Annotated in this window: 15 protein-coding genes and 1 pseudogene; 5 read left to right on the forward strand and 11 right to left on the reverse strand. The window is 60.9% G+C overall.

Annotated elements, in window-relative coordinates; genetic code table 11:
• Positions 1–62 precede the first annotated feature (62 nt).
• Positions 63–513 (forward strand): annotated as a pseudogene (locus tag FHT77_RS06235) (PaaX family transcriptional regulator); the annotation flags it as partial.
• 130 nt (positions 514–643) lie between these two features.
• Here FHT77_RS06235 and FHT77_RS06240 read toward each other — a convergent pair.
• Positions 644–1,261, reverse strand: coding sequence for a hypothetical protein (locus tag FHT77_RS06240; RefSeq protein WP_312859728.1), 618 nt, complete (start codon positions 1,259–1,261; stop codon positions 644–646).
• A 143-nt stretch (positions 1,262–1,404) separates the two neighbouring features.
• Here FHT77_RS06240 and FHT77_RS06245 point away from each other — a divergent pair, with 143 nt between their 5' ends.
• Both FHT77_RS06245 and FHT77_RS06250 read left to right on the forward strand, forming a co-directional pair.
• Positions 1,405–1,899: a ferritin-like domain-containing protein gene (locus tag FHT77_RS06245; RefSeq protein ID WP_114710832.1), complete on the forward strand. Its 495-nt coding sequence runs from the start codon at positions 1,405–1,407 to the stop codon at positions 1,897–1,899.
• A 220-nt stretch (positions 1,900–2,119) separates the two neighbouring features.
• Positions 2,120–2,479 carry a nuclear transport factor 2 family protein gene (locus tag FHT77_RS06250; protein ID WP_183753454.1) on the forward strand — a complete coding sequence of 120 codons (360 nt, stop codon included), beginning with the start codon at positions 2,120–2,122 and terminating at the stop codon, positions 2,477–2,479.
• A gap of 53 nt (positions 2,480–2,532) precedes the next feature.
• Here the strand turns inward: FHT77_RS06250 and pheT are convergent, their stop codons facing one another.
• From pheT to infC, 9 genes are all read right to left on the reverse strand, one after another.
• A complete protein-coding gene (gene pheT, locus FHT77_RS06255) occupies positions 2,533–4,956 on the reverse strand; it encodes a phenylalanine--tRNA ligase subunit beta (RefSeq protein WP_183753456.1) in 2,424 nt (807 codons plus the stop codon).
• A 15-nt stretch (positions 4,957–4,971) separates the two neighbouring features.
• Positions 4,972–6,054, reverse strand: a complete 1,083-nt coding sequence (pheS, locus tag FHT77_RS06260) for a phenylalanine--tRNA ligase subunit alpha (protein WP_183753458.1) — start codon at positions 6,052–6,054, stop codon at positions 4,972–4,974.
• Between the two features lie 262 nt (positions 6,055–6,316).
• Positions 6,317–6,721 carry a 50S ribosomal protein L20 gene (rplT, locus tag FHT77_RS06265; protein ID WP_007798644.1) on the reverse strand — a complete coding sequence of 135 codons (405 nt, stop codon included), beginning with the start codon at positions 6,719–6,721 and terminating at the stop codon, positions 6,317–6,319.
• Positions 6,722–6,760: 39 nt separating this feature from the next.
• Positions 6,761–6,964 carry a 50S ribosomal protein L35 gene (gene rpmI / locus FHT77_RS06270; RefSeq protein ID WP_007529267.1) on the reverse strand — a complete coding sequence of 68 codons (204 nt, stop codon included), beginning with the start codon at positions 6,962–6,964 and terminating at the stop codon, positions 6,761–6,763.
• Between the two features lie 233 nt (positions 6,965–7,197).
• Positions 7,198–8,550, reverse strand: coding sequence for a sensor histidine kinase (locus FHT77_RS06275; protein WP_183753460.1), 1,353 nt, complete (start codon positions 8,548–8,550; stop codon positions 7,198–7,200).
• Positions 8,547–9,212 carry a response regulator transcription factor gene (locus FHT77_RS06280; RefSeq protein ID WP_183753462.1) on the reverse strand — a complete coding sequence of 222 codons (666 nt, stop codon included), beginning with the start codon at positions 9,210–9,212 and terminating at the stop codon, positions 8,547–8,549. Before FHT77_RS06280 ends, FHT77_RS06275 begins: the two co-directional genes overlap by 4 nt.
• Before the next feature lie 5 nt (positions 9,213–9,217).
• Positions 9,218–9,766 (reverse strand): PepSY domain-containing protein, encoded by a 549-nt coding sequence (locus tag FHT77_RS06285; protein ID WP_183753464.1) that lies wholly within the window; start codon positions 9,764–9,766, stop codon positions 9,218–9,220.
• 153 nt (positions 9,767–9,919) lie between these two features.
• Positions 9,920–10,513, reverse strand: a complete 594-nt coding sequence (locus FHT77_RS06290) for a hypothetical protein (protein ID WP_183753466.1) — start codon at positions 10,511–10,513, stop codon at positions 9,920–9,922.
• 164 nt (positions 10,514–10,677) lie between these two features.
• Entirely contained in the window at positions 10,678–11,214 is a 537-nt protein-coding gene (gene infC / locus FHT77_RS06295) for a translation initiation factor IF-3 (RefSeq protein WP_025658610.1), read from the reverse strand.
• A gap of 179 nt (positions 11,215–11,393) precedes the next feature.
• On the opposite strand from infC, the gene FHT77_RS06300 reads away from it, so the two are divergent.
• Together FHT77_RS06300 and FHT77_RS06305 are read left to right on the forward strand one after the other, a co-directional pair.
• Positions 11,394–12,194, forward strand: a complete 801-nt coding sequence (locus FHT77_RS06300) for a carboxylesterase (protein ID WP_183753468.1) — start codon at positions 11,394–11,396, stop codon at positions 12,192–12,194.
• A gap of 151 nt (positions 12,195–12,345) precedes the next feature.
• Positions 12,346–12,945 carry a transglutaminase-like cysteine peptidase gene (locus FHT77_RS06305; protein WP_183753470.1) on the forward strand — a complete coding sequence of 200 codons (600 nt, stop codon included), beginning with the start codon at positions 12,346–12,348 and terminating at the stop codon, positions 12,943–12,945.
• A 53-nt stretch (positions 12,946–12,998) separates the two neighbouring features.
• Here the strand turns inward: FHT77_RS06305 and mbfA are convergent, their stop codons facing one another.
• Complete coding sequence (gene mbfA / locus FHT77_RS06310) at positions 12,999–13,982, reverse strand: iron exporter MbfA (RefSeq protein WP_183753472.1); 984 nt, start codon at positions 13,980–13,982, stop codon at positions 12,999–13,001.
• Positions 13,983–14,165 lie beyond the last annotated feature (183 nt).

Below are 14,165 nucleotides of genomic sequence, written 5' to 3' on the forward strand. Positions count from 1 at the left end.
CGCACTGCCACCATCCAAGGAGGAACCGGTGATGGCAGCAACCAGATGCTCGGACAAGCGAGTTGATACGAGGAATTCTCGATGAAAGCCCCCTGAAGGCAGCGAGCTTCATCGTGACGATCTATGGCGATGTCGTCGAGCCGCGCGGCGGCATTGCCCGGATCGGCAATCCGATCGAAACCTGCGCAGAAGTTGGAATCAGCGAGAACCTCGTGCGTACTGCCGTCTCCCGTCTCGTCGCAGCCGGCCAGCTTTCCGGGGAACGAGAGGGACGGTAGCTATTACCGGCTGTCATGGTCGGCCGGCAGCGAGTTCGCGGCCGCAGCCCGCGTGCTGTTTGGCGTTCCCGAGGACAGCGGGTGGCAGTTTGTTCATGTGACCGGCCCGGCCTTCGAAGATACGATGCTGACGCTCAAGCGTGCCGGTCTCGCGCGACTCAACAATCGCCTGGCAGTCGGCCCTGCCAGGTCGACGCCTGCGACAATCCCGGCCCTGATATTCCGCTTCTCACCGACATCGCAAGCGTCGCCGAGCTGTCCTGGGACATGCCGGACAGTGTTAAGCAACCTTGGTTGGGTGGCACGATTCGAAAGCGCACTCTACGACGGCTATACCGAGAACAACGGGCACATTCGCTATCGCGTCAACTTCTGAGAGGCGGGAAGCCTTCATAGAACCCGGCGTGGCTGCCTTCCCAGTTTTCCATTCCCGGCTTCGTGAGGATGCCGCGCGGCCGGACATAGCTCTGGATGATACGGCGGGGTCGCTCATGCCACTGGATGTTGAAGGCCCAGAGTTTCGGGAAGAAGCAGAGTGCGGCATAGGGCAGATGGTCGTGGATCCACCAGGCAAGCCGCTGCCAATCCTCCTCGTTGCGGTAGTTGTCGATCATCCACGGAACGACGACGCAGGCTGTCGCTCCCATGCAGCCATCGAAATCGCGAAGATCCCAGATGTGATCGGCCGCGGTCGCGGGATTTGACGAGCAGTTGAGATTGTTGCGGTTGCCGAACTGGTTGACCTCGGGCGAGCGATAGCCGGAGCGGATGTGCAGCCGGCCGAAGGTTGCCTGCAGCGGCTCCAGCAGGTCCTCGCAGAGCCGTTTTCCCGCCTTGATCGCCAGATCGGGATTCTCCGGGATGTTCGGAATGCGGTAGAAATCGGCGATTTCGGAATGCAGAAAATCGCGGAGGAAGAAATTCTTCGAAAGCCGCGCACGCCCGAGATCTTCCAGGCCCTTCATCGATCCAGGTTTCTTCACGAAAAGCTCCCGTTGTTTGACCGCCGGAGTCTGCCGGCCCTGACGATCGGCGCAACCCGAAAAACGGTCGGAACAATTAGCGTCCTCTTAACTTCTTCTCCCGTCCGCGCTTCGCGGTACTCCACACAGCAAGGGAAGAGACAATGGCCAAGGAAAAGACCCTCGACGATCTATTCTACGATACGCTCAAGGACATCTATTTTGCCGAACGACAGATTCTTCGCGCCCTGCCGAAAATGGCGCGGGCGGCCCAATCGCAAGAGCTGAAAGCCGGCTTCGAAAAGCATCGCGAGCAGACGGAAGGCCATGTGGAACGCCTGCAGCAGGTCTTTGAAATCGTCGGGAAGCGCGCCCAGGGGAAGACCTGCGAAGCGATCCAGGGCATTATTGCAGAGGGCGAAGAGATCATCGACGAATTCAAGGGCTCGCCGGCTATCGATGCTGGTCTCATCTCAGCAGCGCAGGCGGTCGAACATTACGAGATCGCCCGCTACGGCACCCTGAAGACCTGGGCACAGACGCTCGGCAAGAAGGACGTCGTCGCCCTGCTCGACGCGACGCTCAAGGAAGAGGCCGCGACGGACAAGACCCTGTCACAGCTGGCGATGACAGCCGCCAACCAGAAGGCCGCGGCCTGATTGTCGGTCCCGCGGGAGCAACAATAGCTGCACAGGTTCCTTCCCGGCGCGATCGACAACCGGGGGAAGGTCCGCGAGACCAGATCGCCGGCGAGCAATTCCCGGCTGGCCGGCGGAGCTTGCGACCCAGCCAAAAGGTTAAGGTGCTGCCGCATCGGGCGACCTTGCCGCACCCATTCGCTGCACTATGCTATTGGGCATATTTCTGGCGAGGTGAGGCATGTCGGACCAGCAGGCAATCGAAGCAGTCGTTCATCTCTATGTCGAAGGCATGACCTTCGCCAACGAAGCGGCATTGCGGAAGGCCTTTCATCCGCAATGTGCCATCATCGGCCACTACGAAAATGCCGTCGAATGGCTGAACCGGGAAGAGTTCATTGCCGCCATCGTCGCCGAGGGCTCGGCGCCGCCGACCACCCAGCCGCACATGGACATCCAGATGCTTGACGTCGTCGGCGATGCAGCGAGCGTGAAGGTCAGCGACGATTTCGCCGGCATGCGGTTCACCGACTATCTCTCGATGCTGAAGATCGATGGCCGCTGGACGATCGTCAACAAGCTCTACTATCTCCACACATAGAAAAGCCGGCGAGACTATCGCCGGCTTTTTTGCATTAACAGATCGGATGCGCCTCAGGCTCTGAGGACGCCGCCGGTGAACTTCGTCACGCTGGCGACGATCTTCTCAGTCAGCGCCTCGAAATCCTCGTCGGTCAGCGTGCGCTCGACCGGCTGGATCTGCACCTCGATCGCTACCGACTTCTTACCTTCACCGAGCGACGGGCCTTCGAAGATGTCGAAGACGTTGACACCGGTGACGAGCTTGCGGTCGACGCCGGAGGCGGCCTTGATGATCGCGCCCGCTTCTACCGACTTGTCGACGACAAAGGCGAAGTCGCGCTTGACGGCCTGGAACGGCGAAAGCTCCAGCGCCGGCTTGGTGCGGGTCGCCTTCTTCTTCGGCTCGGCCATGGCGTCGATGTAGACTTCGAAGCCTGAGAGAGAGCCCGATACGTCGAGGGCTTCCAGCGTCGAGGGATGGAACTCGCCGAAATAGCCGAGAATGATCTTTGGGCCCATCTTGATCGTCCCGGAGCGGCCGGGGTGGTACCATTCCGGTCCGCCCTGTTCGATCTGGATATTGCCCATCGGCAGGCCGCAGGCTTCGATCACGGCGAGCGCATCGGCCTTGGCGTCGAAGACGTCGACCGGCTTGCCGCCACCCTTGGCGGCGTTCAGCCACATGCGGCCGGCGCCGGCAAGCGAGGCAGTGCCGCGACGGACACCGCCGGCAACGCGGCGCTGGCCCTCGGGGCGATCGTTCTCATAGGTGCCGGAGACTTCGAAGATCGCGACGTCGCCGTAGCCCTTGTCGGCATTGCGCTGGGCAGCGCTGAGCAGGCCTGGCAACAGCGACGGACGCATGTCGGACATGTCTGATGCAATCGGGTTGGCAAGCTTCAGTGCCGGCGAGCCGCCGCCGAAGAGCTTCGCTTGCTCTTCCGAAATGAACGACCAGTTGACGGCTTCCAGCATGCCGCGCGAGGCAAGCGCGCGCTTGGCGGTGCGGGTGCGGATCTGCAGCGTCGTCAGGATCCTGCCGTTGACGGCCGCATGGCTTTCCAACGGCGCGGGCTTGATGTTGTCGACGCCGTGGATGCGCATGACTTCTTCGACGAGGTCGGCCTTGCCGTCGACATCGGGGCGCCAGGACGGAACCGAGACCGAGACGCGCTCGCCGGAACCGGTGACCTTGAAACCGAGGCGGGTTAGGATTTCGACGCTCTCTTCGGTGGAGACTTCCAGGCCCGTCAGTCGCTTCACTTCCGAGAAGGGGAAGTCGACGGTCTTGGGCTCATAGCCCTTGTAGCCGACGACGTCGGCCTTGGCCGCCGTACCACCGCAGAGTTCGAGCACCAGCTCGGTGGTGCGCTCGATACCCGGAACCATGTACTCCGGATCGACGCCACGCTCGAAGCGGTAGCGCGCATCGGTGATGATACCGAGGCCGCGGCCGGACTTTGCGATATTCATCGGGTCCCAGAGAGCGCTCTCGATCAGGACGTCTGTCGTGTTCTCGTCGCAGCCGGAATGCTCGCCGCCCATGATGCCGCCGATCGACTCGATGCCATCGGCGTCCGCGATCACGACATTGTTCGGCCCAAGCTTGTACTCGCGCTGATCGAGCGCCAACACCGTCTCGCCATCCTTGGCGCGGCGGACGGTCAGGTTGCCCTTGACCTTGGCGGCGTCGAAGACGTGCATCGGGCGCCCCTGGTCGAAGGTCATGTAGTTGGTGATGTCAACCAGCGCGTTGATCGGGCGCAGGCCGATCGCCAGCAGGCGCTGCTGCATCCACTTCGGGCTCGGGCCGTTCTTGACGCCACGCACGAGGCGCAGCGCAAAGCCCGGGCAAAGCTTCTCGTCATCGAGGTCGAGCGTCACCTTGACGGGCGTCTCGCCTTCAACCGCGAAAGACTGTGCCGGACGCGTCTTCAGCGTGCCGAGACCGGATGCCGCCAGGTCACGAGCGATGCCGTAGATCGAGGTACAATCCGGACGGTTCGGCGTCAGGTTGATCTCGATCATGGGATCGTCGAGATGTGCATAGGCGGCGTAGCTCTGACCAACCGGCGCATCCTCAGGAAGGTCGATGATGCCATCGTGGCTGTCGGAGATCTGCAGCTCCTTCTCCGAGCACATCATGCCGTGGCTTTCGACGCCACGGATGTTGCCGACGGCAAGTGTCACGTCGATGCCGGGAACATAGGTGCCGGGAGCCGCGAAGGCACCAATCAGGCCGGCGCGCGCATTCGGAGCGCCACAGACGACCTGGATGGGCGCGCCCTTGCCGGTATCAACCGAGAGAACCTTGAGGCGATCTGCCTGCGGATGCTTCTCGGCGGTCAGGATCTTGGCGATGACGAAAGGCTTGAACGCCGCCTTGTCGTCGACATCCTCGACCTCGAGGCCGATCTCGGTCAGGCGCTTGCAGATTTCATCGAGGGTCGCATCCGTTTCCAGATGATCCTTCAGCCAGGAAAGTGTGAACTTCATGATCTCTATCCTCCCTTACGCGCTCAGACCGCCGAACAGCGTCGGCATGTCGAGCGGGCGGAAGCCGTAATGGGTCATCCAGCGGACATCGGCGTTGAAGAAGTCGCGCAGGTCGGGCATGCCGTATTTCAGCATGGCGATGCGGTCGAGGCCCATGCCCCAGGCAAAGCCCTGGTATTCGTCAGGATCGAGACCGCCGGCGCGCAGCACGTTCGGATGCACCATGCCGCAGCCGAGGATTTCCATCCAGTCGGTGCCTTCGCCGAACTTGACGATCGGGCCCGAGCGGTCGCACTGGATGTCGACCTCGAACGACGGTTCCGTGAACGGGAAGAACGACGGGCGGAAGCGCATCGTCACGCTGTCGACCTCGAAGAAGGTCTTGCAGAATTCTTCCAGCACCCAGCGGATGTTGGCGACGTTCGCCTTCTTGTCGACGACGAGGCCCTCGACCTGATGGAACATCGGCGAGTGCGTGGCGTCACTGTCCTGGCGGTAGGTCTTGCCGGGGATGATGATGCGGATCGGCGGTTTCTGCGCTTCCATGGTGCGCACCTGCACCGGCGAGGTGTGCGTGCGCAGCACCTTGCGCTCGCCGTTCTCATCCGGATTGAAGAAGAAGGTATCGTGCATCTCGCGGGCCGGGTGGCCTTCGGGGAAGTTCAGCGCCGTGAAATTGTAGTAGTCGGTCTCGACATCGGGACCTTCAGCGATCGAGAAGCCCATGTCGCCGAAGATCGCGGTGATTTCGTCGATGATCTGGCTGATCGGATGGATGCGGCCACGCTCGGCCGGCGAAGAGCGCACCGGCAGGCTGACGTCGACCGTCTCCGCCTTCAGGCGTGCGTCGATCGCGGCCTTCTTCAGTTCCGCCTTGCGTTCCGTGATCGCGTCGGTGACGGCGTTCTTCAGCGCATTGATCGCGGCACCGCGCGTCTGGCGCTCTTCCGGCGTCATCGAACCAAGCGTCTTCAGGAGCTCGGAGACCGACCCCTTCTTGCCGAGTGCGCCGACACGCACGGCTTCGATCGCCGGCTCGTCGGCAGCGGCTGCCACATCAGACAGAAGTTGCTTTTCCAGGGTTTCGAGTTCGGTCATCTTTTCCTGCCTCACGGGGCGTCAGTCTTGTCGATAATTCACGAAAACATGCATCGGATAGCTCAAGCGCCACGATGAAGCGTCGCAGATCACTACCCATGTGCACGCAGCCAATCAACCGGGCACACCACAAAAAGCCCGCGACGTCGAACGAGGAGCGGCCAAGCCGTCTCAATCGCCATCGCGCCAATGCAAAGAACCCGCGCAAGCCTGGCCAGCGCGGGTCCCAAATCATCGAAGCAAAGGTTCGAATAGCGCCGGCTTAGTTGACGGCTGCTTCAAACTCGTTCTTCGTACCGGCGTCCTTCAGGTACTCGAGAGCCTTCTTGGAGGCAGCAACGAGTGCACCGAATGCTTCCGGCTCATGGATAGCCATGTCGGAGAGAACCTTACGGTCGACTTCGATGCCAGCCTTGTTCAGGCCGTCGATGAAGCGGCCGTAGGTCAGGCCGAATTCGCGGACGGCAGCGTTGATACGCTGGATCCAGAGGGCGCGGAAGTTGCGCTTGTTGATCTTGCGGTCGCGATAAGCGTACTGCTTCGAACGATCGACAGCAGCCTTCGCAGCGCGGATGGTGTTCTTGCGACGGCCGTAAAAGCCCTTAGCGGCCTTCAGAACCTTCTTGTGCTTGGCGTGGGCGGTAACGCCTCTTTTTACACGTGCCATTTCATGATCTCCTTAATCTAAAGCGTTCGCGGAATAGTCTTAGAGACCGTTCGGCAGGTAGTTCTTCACGACCTTGCGGCCATCGGGTTCTGCGAGAACCATCGTGCCACGTGCATCGCGGATGAACTTGTTGGTACGCTTGATCATGCCATGGCGCTTGCCAGCAGCTGCAGCCTTGACCTTACCGGTCGCGGTGATCTTGAACCGCTTCTTGGCAGCAGACTTCGTCTTCATCTTGGGCATTTTGCTACTCCGTTTCTGATCCCCCTGCATGCTTCATCAAGGAAGCCTTCTCGCGATGCCCGGTTTACGGCCGTCGCAACAAGGTGCGGGAGCGTTTGTTGTTGATCTGCGGCTCCGGTGATGAACCGTTCCGCAAGCATTCGAAACCGCCACGGCATGCCCTGCCGGTCAGTTCGGACGCGCGCTTATAACCGCAGCGTCATAAAAGTGCAACGGGGCGGCGGATGAATCTTCTAGGCAATGGCGGGAGGCCGGGCGGCCATGGCCGGGAGCATCAGTTTCACCTGAAGGCCGCCCCACCGCGAGGCGGAAAGATCGAGCCTGCCGCCGTAAGCCTCCAGGATATCGCCCGAGATCGCCAGCCCCAACCCAGTTCCTGCCGTGCCTTCGTCGATCCGGACGCCGCGCTTCAACATCAAGTTATAGCTCTCCGGATCGGCTCCGGGCCCATCGTCGGAAACGCTGAGCACGACATCATCCTGTGAGCGCCCGGCGGAAAGATCGATGCGTGTTCTGGCAAAGCGCACGGCATTGTCGAGCACGTTGCCAAGCGCCTCGGCAATATCGGCGGGATCCGCCTGTACCGTGAGCGACGGATCGATATCGAGATGCCAGTCGATCCCCTTCTCTTCGGTGAAGGGTGTCAAGACGTTGACGAGCTTTCCGGAAATCCCGAGCAACGATGTCGTTGCCATCTGCTCCACGCCCATCCGGGCCGCCTGCAATTGGCGGTCGGCGCGCTGCCGGACCAGCTCGATCTGCTGCAAGGCGGTGTCGCGTTGGCCCTCCGGCAGAGCTTCAACCAGGTGCGACAACACCGTTAGCGGCGTTTTCAAACCGTGGGCGAGGTCGCTCGCACGAGCACGGGCCCGTTCGATCGCCGTCTCGCGCTCGCTGAGCAGCAAGTTGATCTCGCGAACCAGCGGCTTGACCTCGCTCGGCCCCTCCGTGCCGATATGAGAGCTGCGCCCGGCCCTGATATCGGCGACGCGATCGCGAAGCCGCACCAGCGGGCGCAGGCCCACCCACCCCTGCAAAAATGCGGCCAGGAGAAGCATGCCGCCGGTCGAAAGCAGCATCAACCGCAACGGCCGGTGATAGCTTTCAAGCGCTGCTTCCATCTCCGGCTTGGAAAAAGCGGCGTAGACGGTGAAGTTCTTCTTTGCGTCGCCTTCGCCAAGCGCCATCGTCTTCATCGACACCAGCAGCGGCGAGCCATCCGGCCCGTCCGTTTCCCGGAACCCGCAATACATGTCCTTCGACAGGTCATCCGTGGTGATTTCCTCGTCCCACAGCGAGCGGGACCGCAGCGGCTCCTCGTTGCCATCGGGAGAGATTTGCCAGTATCGGCCGCCAGCCGGAATCTGGAAGCGCGAGTCGGCAGGCTCGTTCTTCAATTCAAGAGCGCCATTCTCCACGCTGAGCCGCGCTGCCAGCGAATCCATCACCGACGTCATTTCGTTGGAATACTGGTCGGCCAGATAGTCCGTGAACAGATGGCTGAGCACCGCCCAGACGAGCGTCAACGCCAGCGCGATCGCGACAAGCGCTCCGGCAGCCAGGCGAAAATGCAGCGAGTGGATCACCGAGGTCGCTCCGGAAGGACATAGCCAAAGCCGCGCCGGGTCTCGATGGCGTCGCTGTCCGTCTTCTTTCGCAGCCGCGCCACCATGGCCTCCACGGCATTCTTGGCGGCATCGTCGTCACGGCCCTGAACCTGGCTTGCCAGTTCGGTGGGGCTGAGCACTTCCCCGGGCTTTCCGATGAAAAGCGCGATCATCCGGTATTCCAGCGGGCTGAGGTCGAGCTCGCGCCCGTCGAACGTCACGCGCCTGGCGCTCTCATCAAGTGTGAAACGGTTGGCGGATTTGACGCGCACAGCGACAGCGCCGGTGCGCCGAAGAAGCGCCCGCAGGCGGGCCAACAGTTCCTCGGTACGAAACGGCTTCGGCAGATAGTCATCGGCGCCCGCATCGAAGCCGTCGACGCGCTCCATCCAGGAGCCGCGAGCCGTCAGAACGAGAACCGGCGTGTTGATGCCCGCGCCGCGCCAACGTTTCAGTATTGAGAGGCCATCCATACCGGGCAATCCGAGGTCAAGGATGATGGCTGAGTAATCGCCAGTCTCGCCCTCTTCCCACACGGCAGGCCCGCTCGCGAATACTTCGACGCGATAGCCTTCCCGCCCAAGCTTTTCGACCACATGGCCGGAAATATTGGGATCGTCCTCCGCCAACAGGATACGCATAGCCCCTAGCCCCCCAGCAATGCTCCGTTGCGGGCGTCGACGCGCAATGTCCTGATCGCGCCCGTCACGTCGCGAACCTTCACTTGATACACATCGCTGAACATAGATCGACGGAGATTGACGTCGATAACCCGACCGTAGCGTTTTGCGTCGATGCGCTGCAGAACGGTCTTCAGCGGCAGGATCCGTCCCTCGCGAACGGCGTCGCGCGCGCGATCGGAATCGGTGTTCCGTCCGCCGCTGCCGCGGCCGCTGTTACCGCCGCCTCCGCCGCCGCCGTGGTCATCACCGCCGTCATCATCCCCGTGATCGTCGTGGCCGCCACGACCGGAATTGGAACTGCCGCTGCCCGAGTTGGACCCCGAGGATCCGGACGAGCCGGAGCCCGACGAGCCGCTGCCGCCACTCGAACCACTCCCACCGCTGCTACCGCCGCCGCCACCATCGTCGCTGCCATCCTTGGCTTCGGCATGGGAAACGAAAATCGGACCGGCGGCGGCGAGCGCCACGGCCAGCATCAACATCGTCATGAAAGAGCGACGGCTTGTGTTCATTGACCTTCCAGGTATTTCAAGCATCTGCAATCGCGGAACCTACACTGAACGCTTTATCGCGACGAGACAAGGTTCCAAGAAACCAAGAACTCCGCCGGGGCGCGGCGGAGTTCTTTCTTCCGAAGGGGTGGCCGGAAGACCGCGCCGGGCAGATTATTGCGCCGAAGCGGGAACTATGTTGACGCTGGTGATTGCGCCAGGATTTCGAACAAAGTCACCTCTGTGTGGATGCGCCACGACCTCACGTGTCCCGTGCTCGAGCTCAACCTCGACCTCGAGGCGTCGCCCGAGCTGATCGACAGCGACGAGCGAACCGTTCAGCAGTCCCGTCAGGCTCGCTTCGGATACCGAAAGCGTCACTTCCGGACGATTGTCGTTGCGTCCGCCACGGCGGTTGCCAGCATTGTCGTCATTGGCGTCATGGTTGGCTCCGTCATCGGCTCCACGTCCACGGCCATGGTCGTCATTACCGTCGTCGTGACCGCCGCGACCGCTGTGATCATCACCACCACGCCCGCTGCCGCTGTGGTCATCACTGCCACCGCTGTGGCTGGATCCGCTATTGCCGCTGCCGCCCGAGCCGCCGGAACCGCTACCGCTGCTCCCACCACCATCATCGCTGCCACCACGGGCAAATGCTGCCGACGAAAAATGGCCTGAACTGAATGTCTGGATTGTCGGGAGCGACAAGGTCACCGCGATTGCGGCGACTGAAGCCAGAAACGTGTGGGAAATGGTCTTCTTCATGATCTTTGCCTTCTGCTCTCTTCTTTGTTGAGAACAGATTGCCAAAGTCTCGCTGACAGACCGTTGAGCGCGTTTGTCAGCATCCTGTCAGATTGGGTGGACGAGGCCCCAAAATACAAAAGCCGCCCTTACGGACGGCTTTGATACGAGAGTAGCTACACGCCTCACTTCGGCGCGAGCACCATCATCATCTGGCGGCCTTCAAGCTTCGGCTCGGCTTCGACCTTGGCATATTCGGTCGTGTCGGCCTTCACCTGCTGCAGCAGCTTCATACCGAGTTCCTGGTGCGCCATTTCGCGACCGCGGAACTTCAGCGTCACCTTGACCTTGTCACCGTCTTCAAAGAAACGGCCCATCGCCTTCATCTTCACCTCATAGTCATGGGTGTCGATATTGGGGCGCATCTTGATTTCTTTGACTTCGACAATCTTCTGCTTCTTGCGCGCCTCGGCGGCCTTTTTCTGGTTGGCGTATTTCAGCTTGCCCAGATCGAGGATCTTGCACACAGGCGGTTCGGCATTGGGGGAGATTTCCACCAGGTCGAGGCCGGCTTCTTCAGCCATTTTCAACGCCTGGTCGGTGGGCACAACGCCCAAGTTCTGTCCTTCAGCATCAATCAGCTGAACTCGGGGGATGCGAATTTCCCGGTTCGAGCGCGGCCCTTCCTTCACGGGCGCGTCGGCTTTAAAGGGTCTGCGAATGGTCGTATTCTCCTCGCGTTGTTTCGGATCGCTGCAGCCCTGGCACTCCCAATCACGGGAGTACAAACGTAGTCTCACCATTGCTGCAACGGAGTCAGTAGCATTCTTTAGCGGAAAAAACACCTGCTGTCAGCCTGTCAAGAATCTGTTTTATAGGCCAAAACAACCGGAGTTCTGCGATGTCTGACGCAAATTTCATTCATGACCAACAATATCTGACCGTCGGAGAAGGCGAAGCCGCACGCGAGATTGCCTACATCGCGCGCAGCCGGTCCGGTCAGGCAAACGGCCCAACCCTCGTTTGGTTATCCGGATACCGCTCCGACATGAGCGGCAGCAAGGCGATCGAACTCGACAGGTTTGCCGCGGAAAACGGTCTCGCCTGCCTACGCCTAGACTATTCGGGGCACGGCCTATCCGGCGGCAAGTTCACCGATGGGACGATCTCGCGCTGGCTGGAGGAAGCGCTTGCCGTGATCCTCCACACGGCCCCCGACCGGATTCTGGTCGTAGGTTCGTCGATGGGCGGATGGATTGCTCTCAGGCTCGCGCAGGAACTTGGCAAGCGGCAGGACGGGCCGAAGCTCGAAGGCATGGTGCTGATTGCGCCGGCTCCCGACTTCACCACCGAGCTGATCGAGCCGAGCCTCACGAAGAAGGAGAAAGCCTCGCTAGCCGAGCGCGGCTACTTCGAGGAGCGGTCGGCCTATAGCCCGGAGCCAAACATCTATACGCGGGCGCTGATGGAGGACGGGCGCGACAACAGCGTCCTCAAAGGCATCATCGAGACCGGTTGCCCCGTGCATATCCTGCAGGGGATGAAGGATCCCGACGTTCCCTATCAGCACGCCATGAAACTGGTGGAACATCTGCCTGCCGACGATGTCGTACTGACCTTCGTGCGCGACGGCGATCACCGGCTTTCGCGACCGCAGGACATCGAGCGCATCCTTGCCGCCGTCAAAGGGCTTATCCGATAATTCAAACGGTACCGCCTGTGCCAAATCCTAACGGATTTTAACCATGTTGGTGGTTAGCGCCCCCCTCCCCAGAAGTAACGATTGACTCTCCGAGCCTCCGTCCGTTAACTTTTTGTTAACAATACATGGGCGATGCAAGGGAAGAGCGGGCGTGCGGATCAAGGGTTTCGTCGTGGCCATGATGGCCGTGTTTGCTATGTCTACAGCCGCAACGCCGGCTTCCACCAACAACCTCTCGATGGTCACAGGCGCAGCCACTTCCCAGCCGATCGGCCACTACGACTTCTGCCAGATCCATAGCAACGAATGCGGCCCGAACCGCAACACCTCGCCGGCTGAGATGTCTGATGCCAAGTGGGGAATGGTGCGATCGGTCAACGCCACGGTCAACAACAGCATCACGCCGATGACCGACAAGGAAATCTACGGCAAGGATGAGGTCTGGGCTTATCCGACGACGGCGGGCGATTGCGAAGACTTCGCCCTCTTGAAGCGCCGCATCCTGGTTCAGCGGGGAATTTCGCCAGCTAACCTTCTGCTCACGGTCGTTCGCAAGCCGGACGGCGAAGGCCATGCCGTACTGACGTTGCGCACCACCAACGGCGACTTCGTGCTCGACAACCTGGCATCCAGCGTCAAGCCGTGGTTCGACACCCCCTACTCCTTCATCAAGCGCCAGTCGAGCGCCAATGCCGGTCGCTGGGTCACCATCGAAAACGGCCGCGACGTTTTGGTCGGCGCCTTGAGGTAGACGATATCGGATTGAACAGGAAAGGCCGGCGAGATGCCGGCCTTTTTTGTACCTCAGCCATTTCCAATCAGAATACCGGCCCCGAGAACAAGACCGCCGCCGACAACCACCTGCAAGGCGGCACGCAAGAACGGTGTTTCCATAAACCTGTTCTGGATGAACGCGATCGCCCAAAGCTCGAAGATCGCGATGATCACCGCCATCGTCGTTGCAGTCCAGAAGTTCGGGATCAGATACGGCAAGGTGTGCCCAAGACCGCCGAGCGCCGTCATCACTCCGCAGGCGAGACCACGCTTGATCGGCGAACCGCGGCCGGAAATCTTGCCGTCGTCATGCGCCGCCTCGGTGAAGCCCATCGAGATGCCGGCGCCGACCGATGCGGACATCCCGACAAGGAAGGTCTGCCAGGTGTCCTGGGTCGCAAACGCGGCCGCAAAGATCGGTGCCAATGTTGACACCGAGCCGTCCATCAGACCAGCGAGACCGGGCTGCACGTAGGTCAGAACCAATTGCCGCCGCGCAGCGACGTCTTCCTCCGCCTTTACGGTCTCAGGCGTGTGCTTGTCGCCCAGCATATGGGTGATCTCTTCGTGGCCCTGCTCGGCGAGCGCCAAGTCACCCAAAAGCTGCCTCGTGCCGGCGTCGGTCACGCGGGTCGCGGCCTCGACATAGAAGCGATAGGCCTGCTGTTCCATGGCCGCCGCCTCGTCCCGGATCTTGTCCAATGACAGGTTGCGTCGCAGCCAGTCGGGCTTGCGCTCATAGAATCCTCGAACATGCTCGCGCCGGATGAGCGTTATGCGCTCGCCGAACCGCTGGCGATAAATTTCGATCAGGGATTTGCGATGTGTGTCCTCGACCTCGGCCATGTCCTCGAAGACTTTTGCCGAGGCGGGATACGCGTCCCGCAGCATGTCGGCGTAGGCGAGATAAATGCGCGCGTCGTCCTCTTCGGAGCCGATGGCAAGCGCGAGTATTTCCTGTTCGGACAATGAATCAAAAGAACGCTTGGATGAATTGAAAAGTCTGTTGAACATGACAACCTCGTTTTAGAATTATTCTAAAATATGAGTTGTCGATGCTTGGGTCAAGTTTGGCAAGCCACGGAATCGACGGAGAATCAGGTGATCGCCGCGGCAAGTAAAATAGAATGCGACTTACGCACGATTGCCGCCCTAAACGCGCATCGCAAATAGCGTGCACGTTACGGTCGATGTCTA

The organism is Rhizobium sp. BK181 (assembly GCF_014193305.1).
In the GTDB taxonomy this organism is placed as follows: Bacteria; Pseudomonadota; Alphaproteobacteria; order Rhizobiales; family Rhizobiaceae; genus Rhizobium.

What these genes read in the sequence shown, in the direction of transcription:
- FHT77_RS06245 (WP_114710832.1), top strand. Translation starts at nt 1,405, where the DNA reads ATGGCCAAGGAAAAGACCCTCGACGATCTATTCTACGATACGCTCAAG.
- FHT77_RS06250 (WP_183753454.1), top strand. Translation starts at nt 2,120, where the DNA reads ATGTCGGACCAGCAGGCAATCGAAGCAGTCGTTCATCTCTATGTCGAA.
- pheT (WP_183753456.1), bottom strand. Translation starts at nt 4,956, where the DNA reads ATGAAGTTCACACTTTCCTGGCTGAAGGATCATCTGGAAACGGATGCG.
- pheS (WP_183753458.1), bottom strand. Translation starts at nt 6,054, where the DNA reads ATGACCGAACTCGAAACCCTGGAAAAGCAACTTCTGTCTGATGTGGCA.
- rplT (WP_007798644.1), bottom strand. Translation starts at nt 6,721, where the DNA reads ATGGCACGTGTAAAAAGAGGCGTTACCGCCCACGCCAAGCACAAGAAG.
- rpmI (WP_007529267.1), bottom strand. Translation starts at nt 6,964, where the DNA reads ATGCCCAAGATGAAGACGAAGTCTGCTGCCAAGAAGCGGTTCAAGATC.
- FHT77_RS06280 (WP_183753462.1), bottom strand. Translation starts at nt 9,212, where the DNA reads ATGCGTATCCTGTTGGCGGAGGACGATCCCAATATTTCCGGCCATGTG.
- FHT77_RS06285 (WP_183753464.1), bottom strand. Translation starts at nt 9,766, where the DNA reads ATGAACACAAGCCGTCGCTCTTTCATGACGATGTTGATGCTGGCCGTG.
- FHT77_RS06290 (WP_183753466.1), bottom strand. Translation starts at nt 10,513, where the DNA reads ATGAAGAAGACCATTTCCCACACGTTTCTGGCTTCAGTCGCCGCAATC.
- FHT77_RS06300 (WP_183753468.1), top strand. Translation starts at nt 11,394, where the DNA reads ATGTCTGACGCAAATTTCATTCATGACCAACAATATCTGACCGTCGGA.
- mbfA (WP_183753472.1), bottom strand. Translation starts at nt 13,982, where the DNA reads ATGTTCAACAGACTTTTCAATTCATCCAAGCGTTCTTTTGATTCATTG.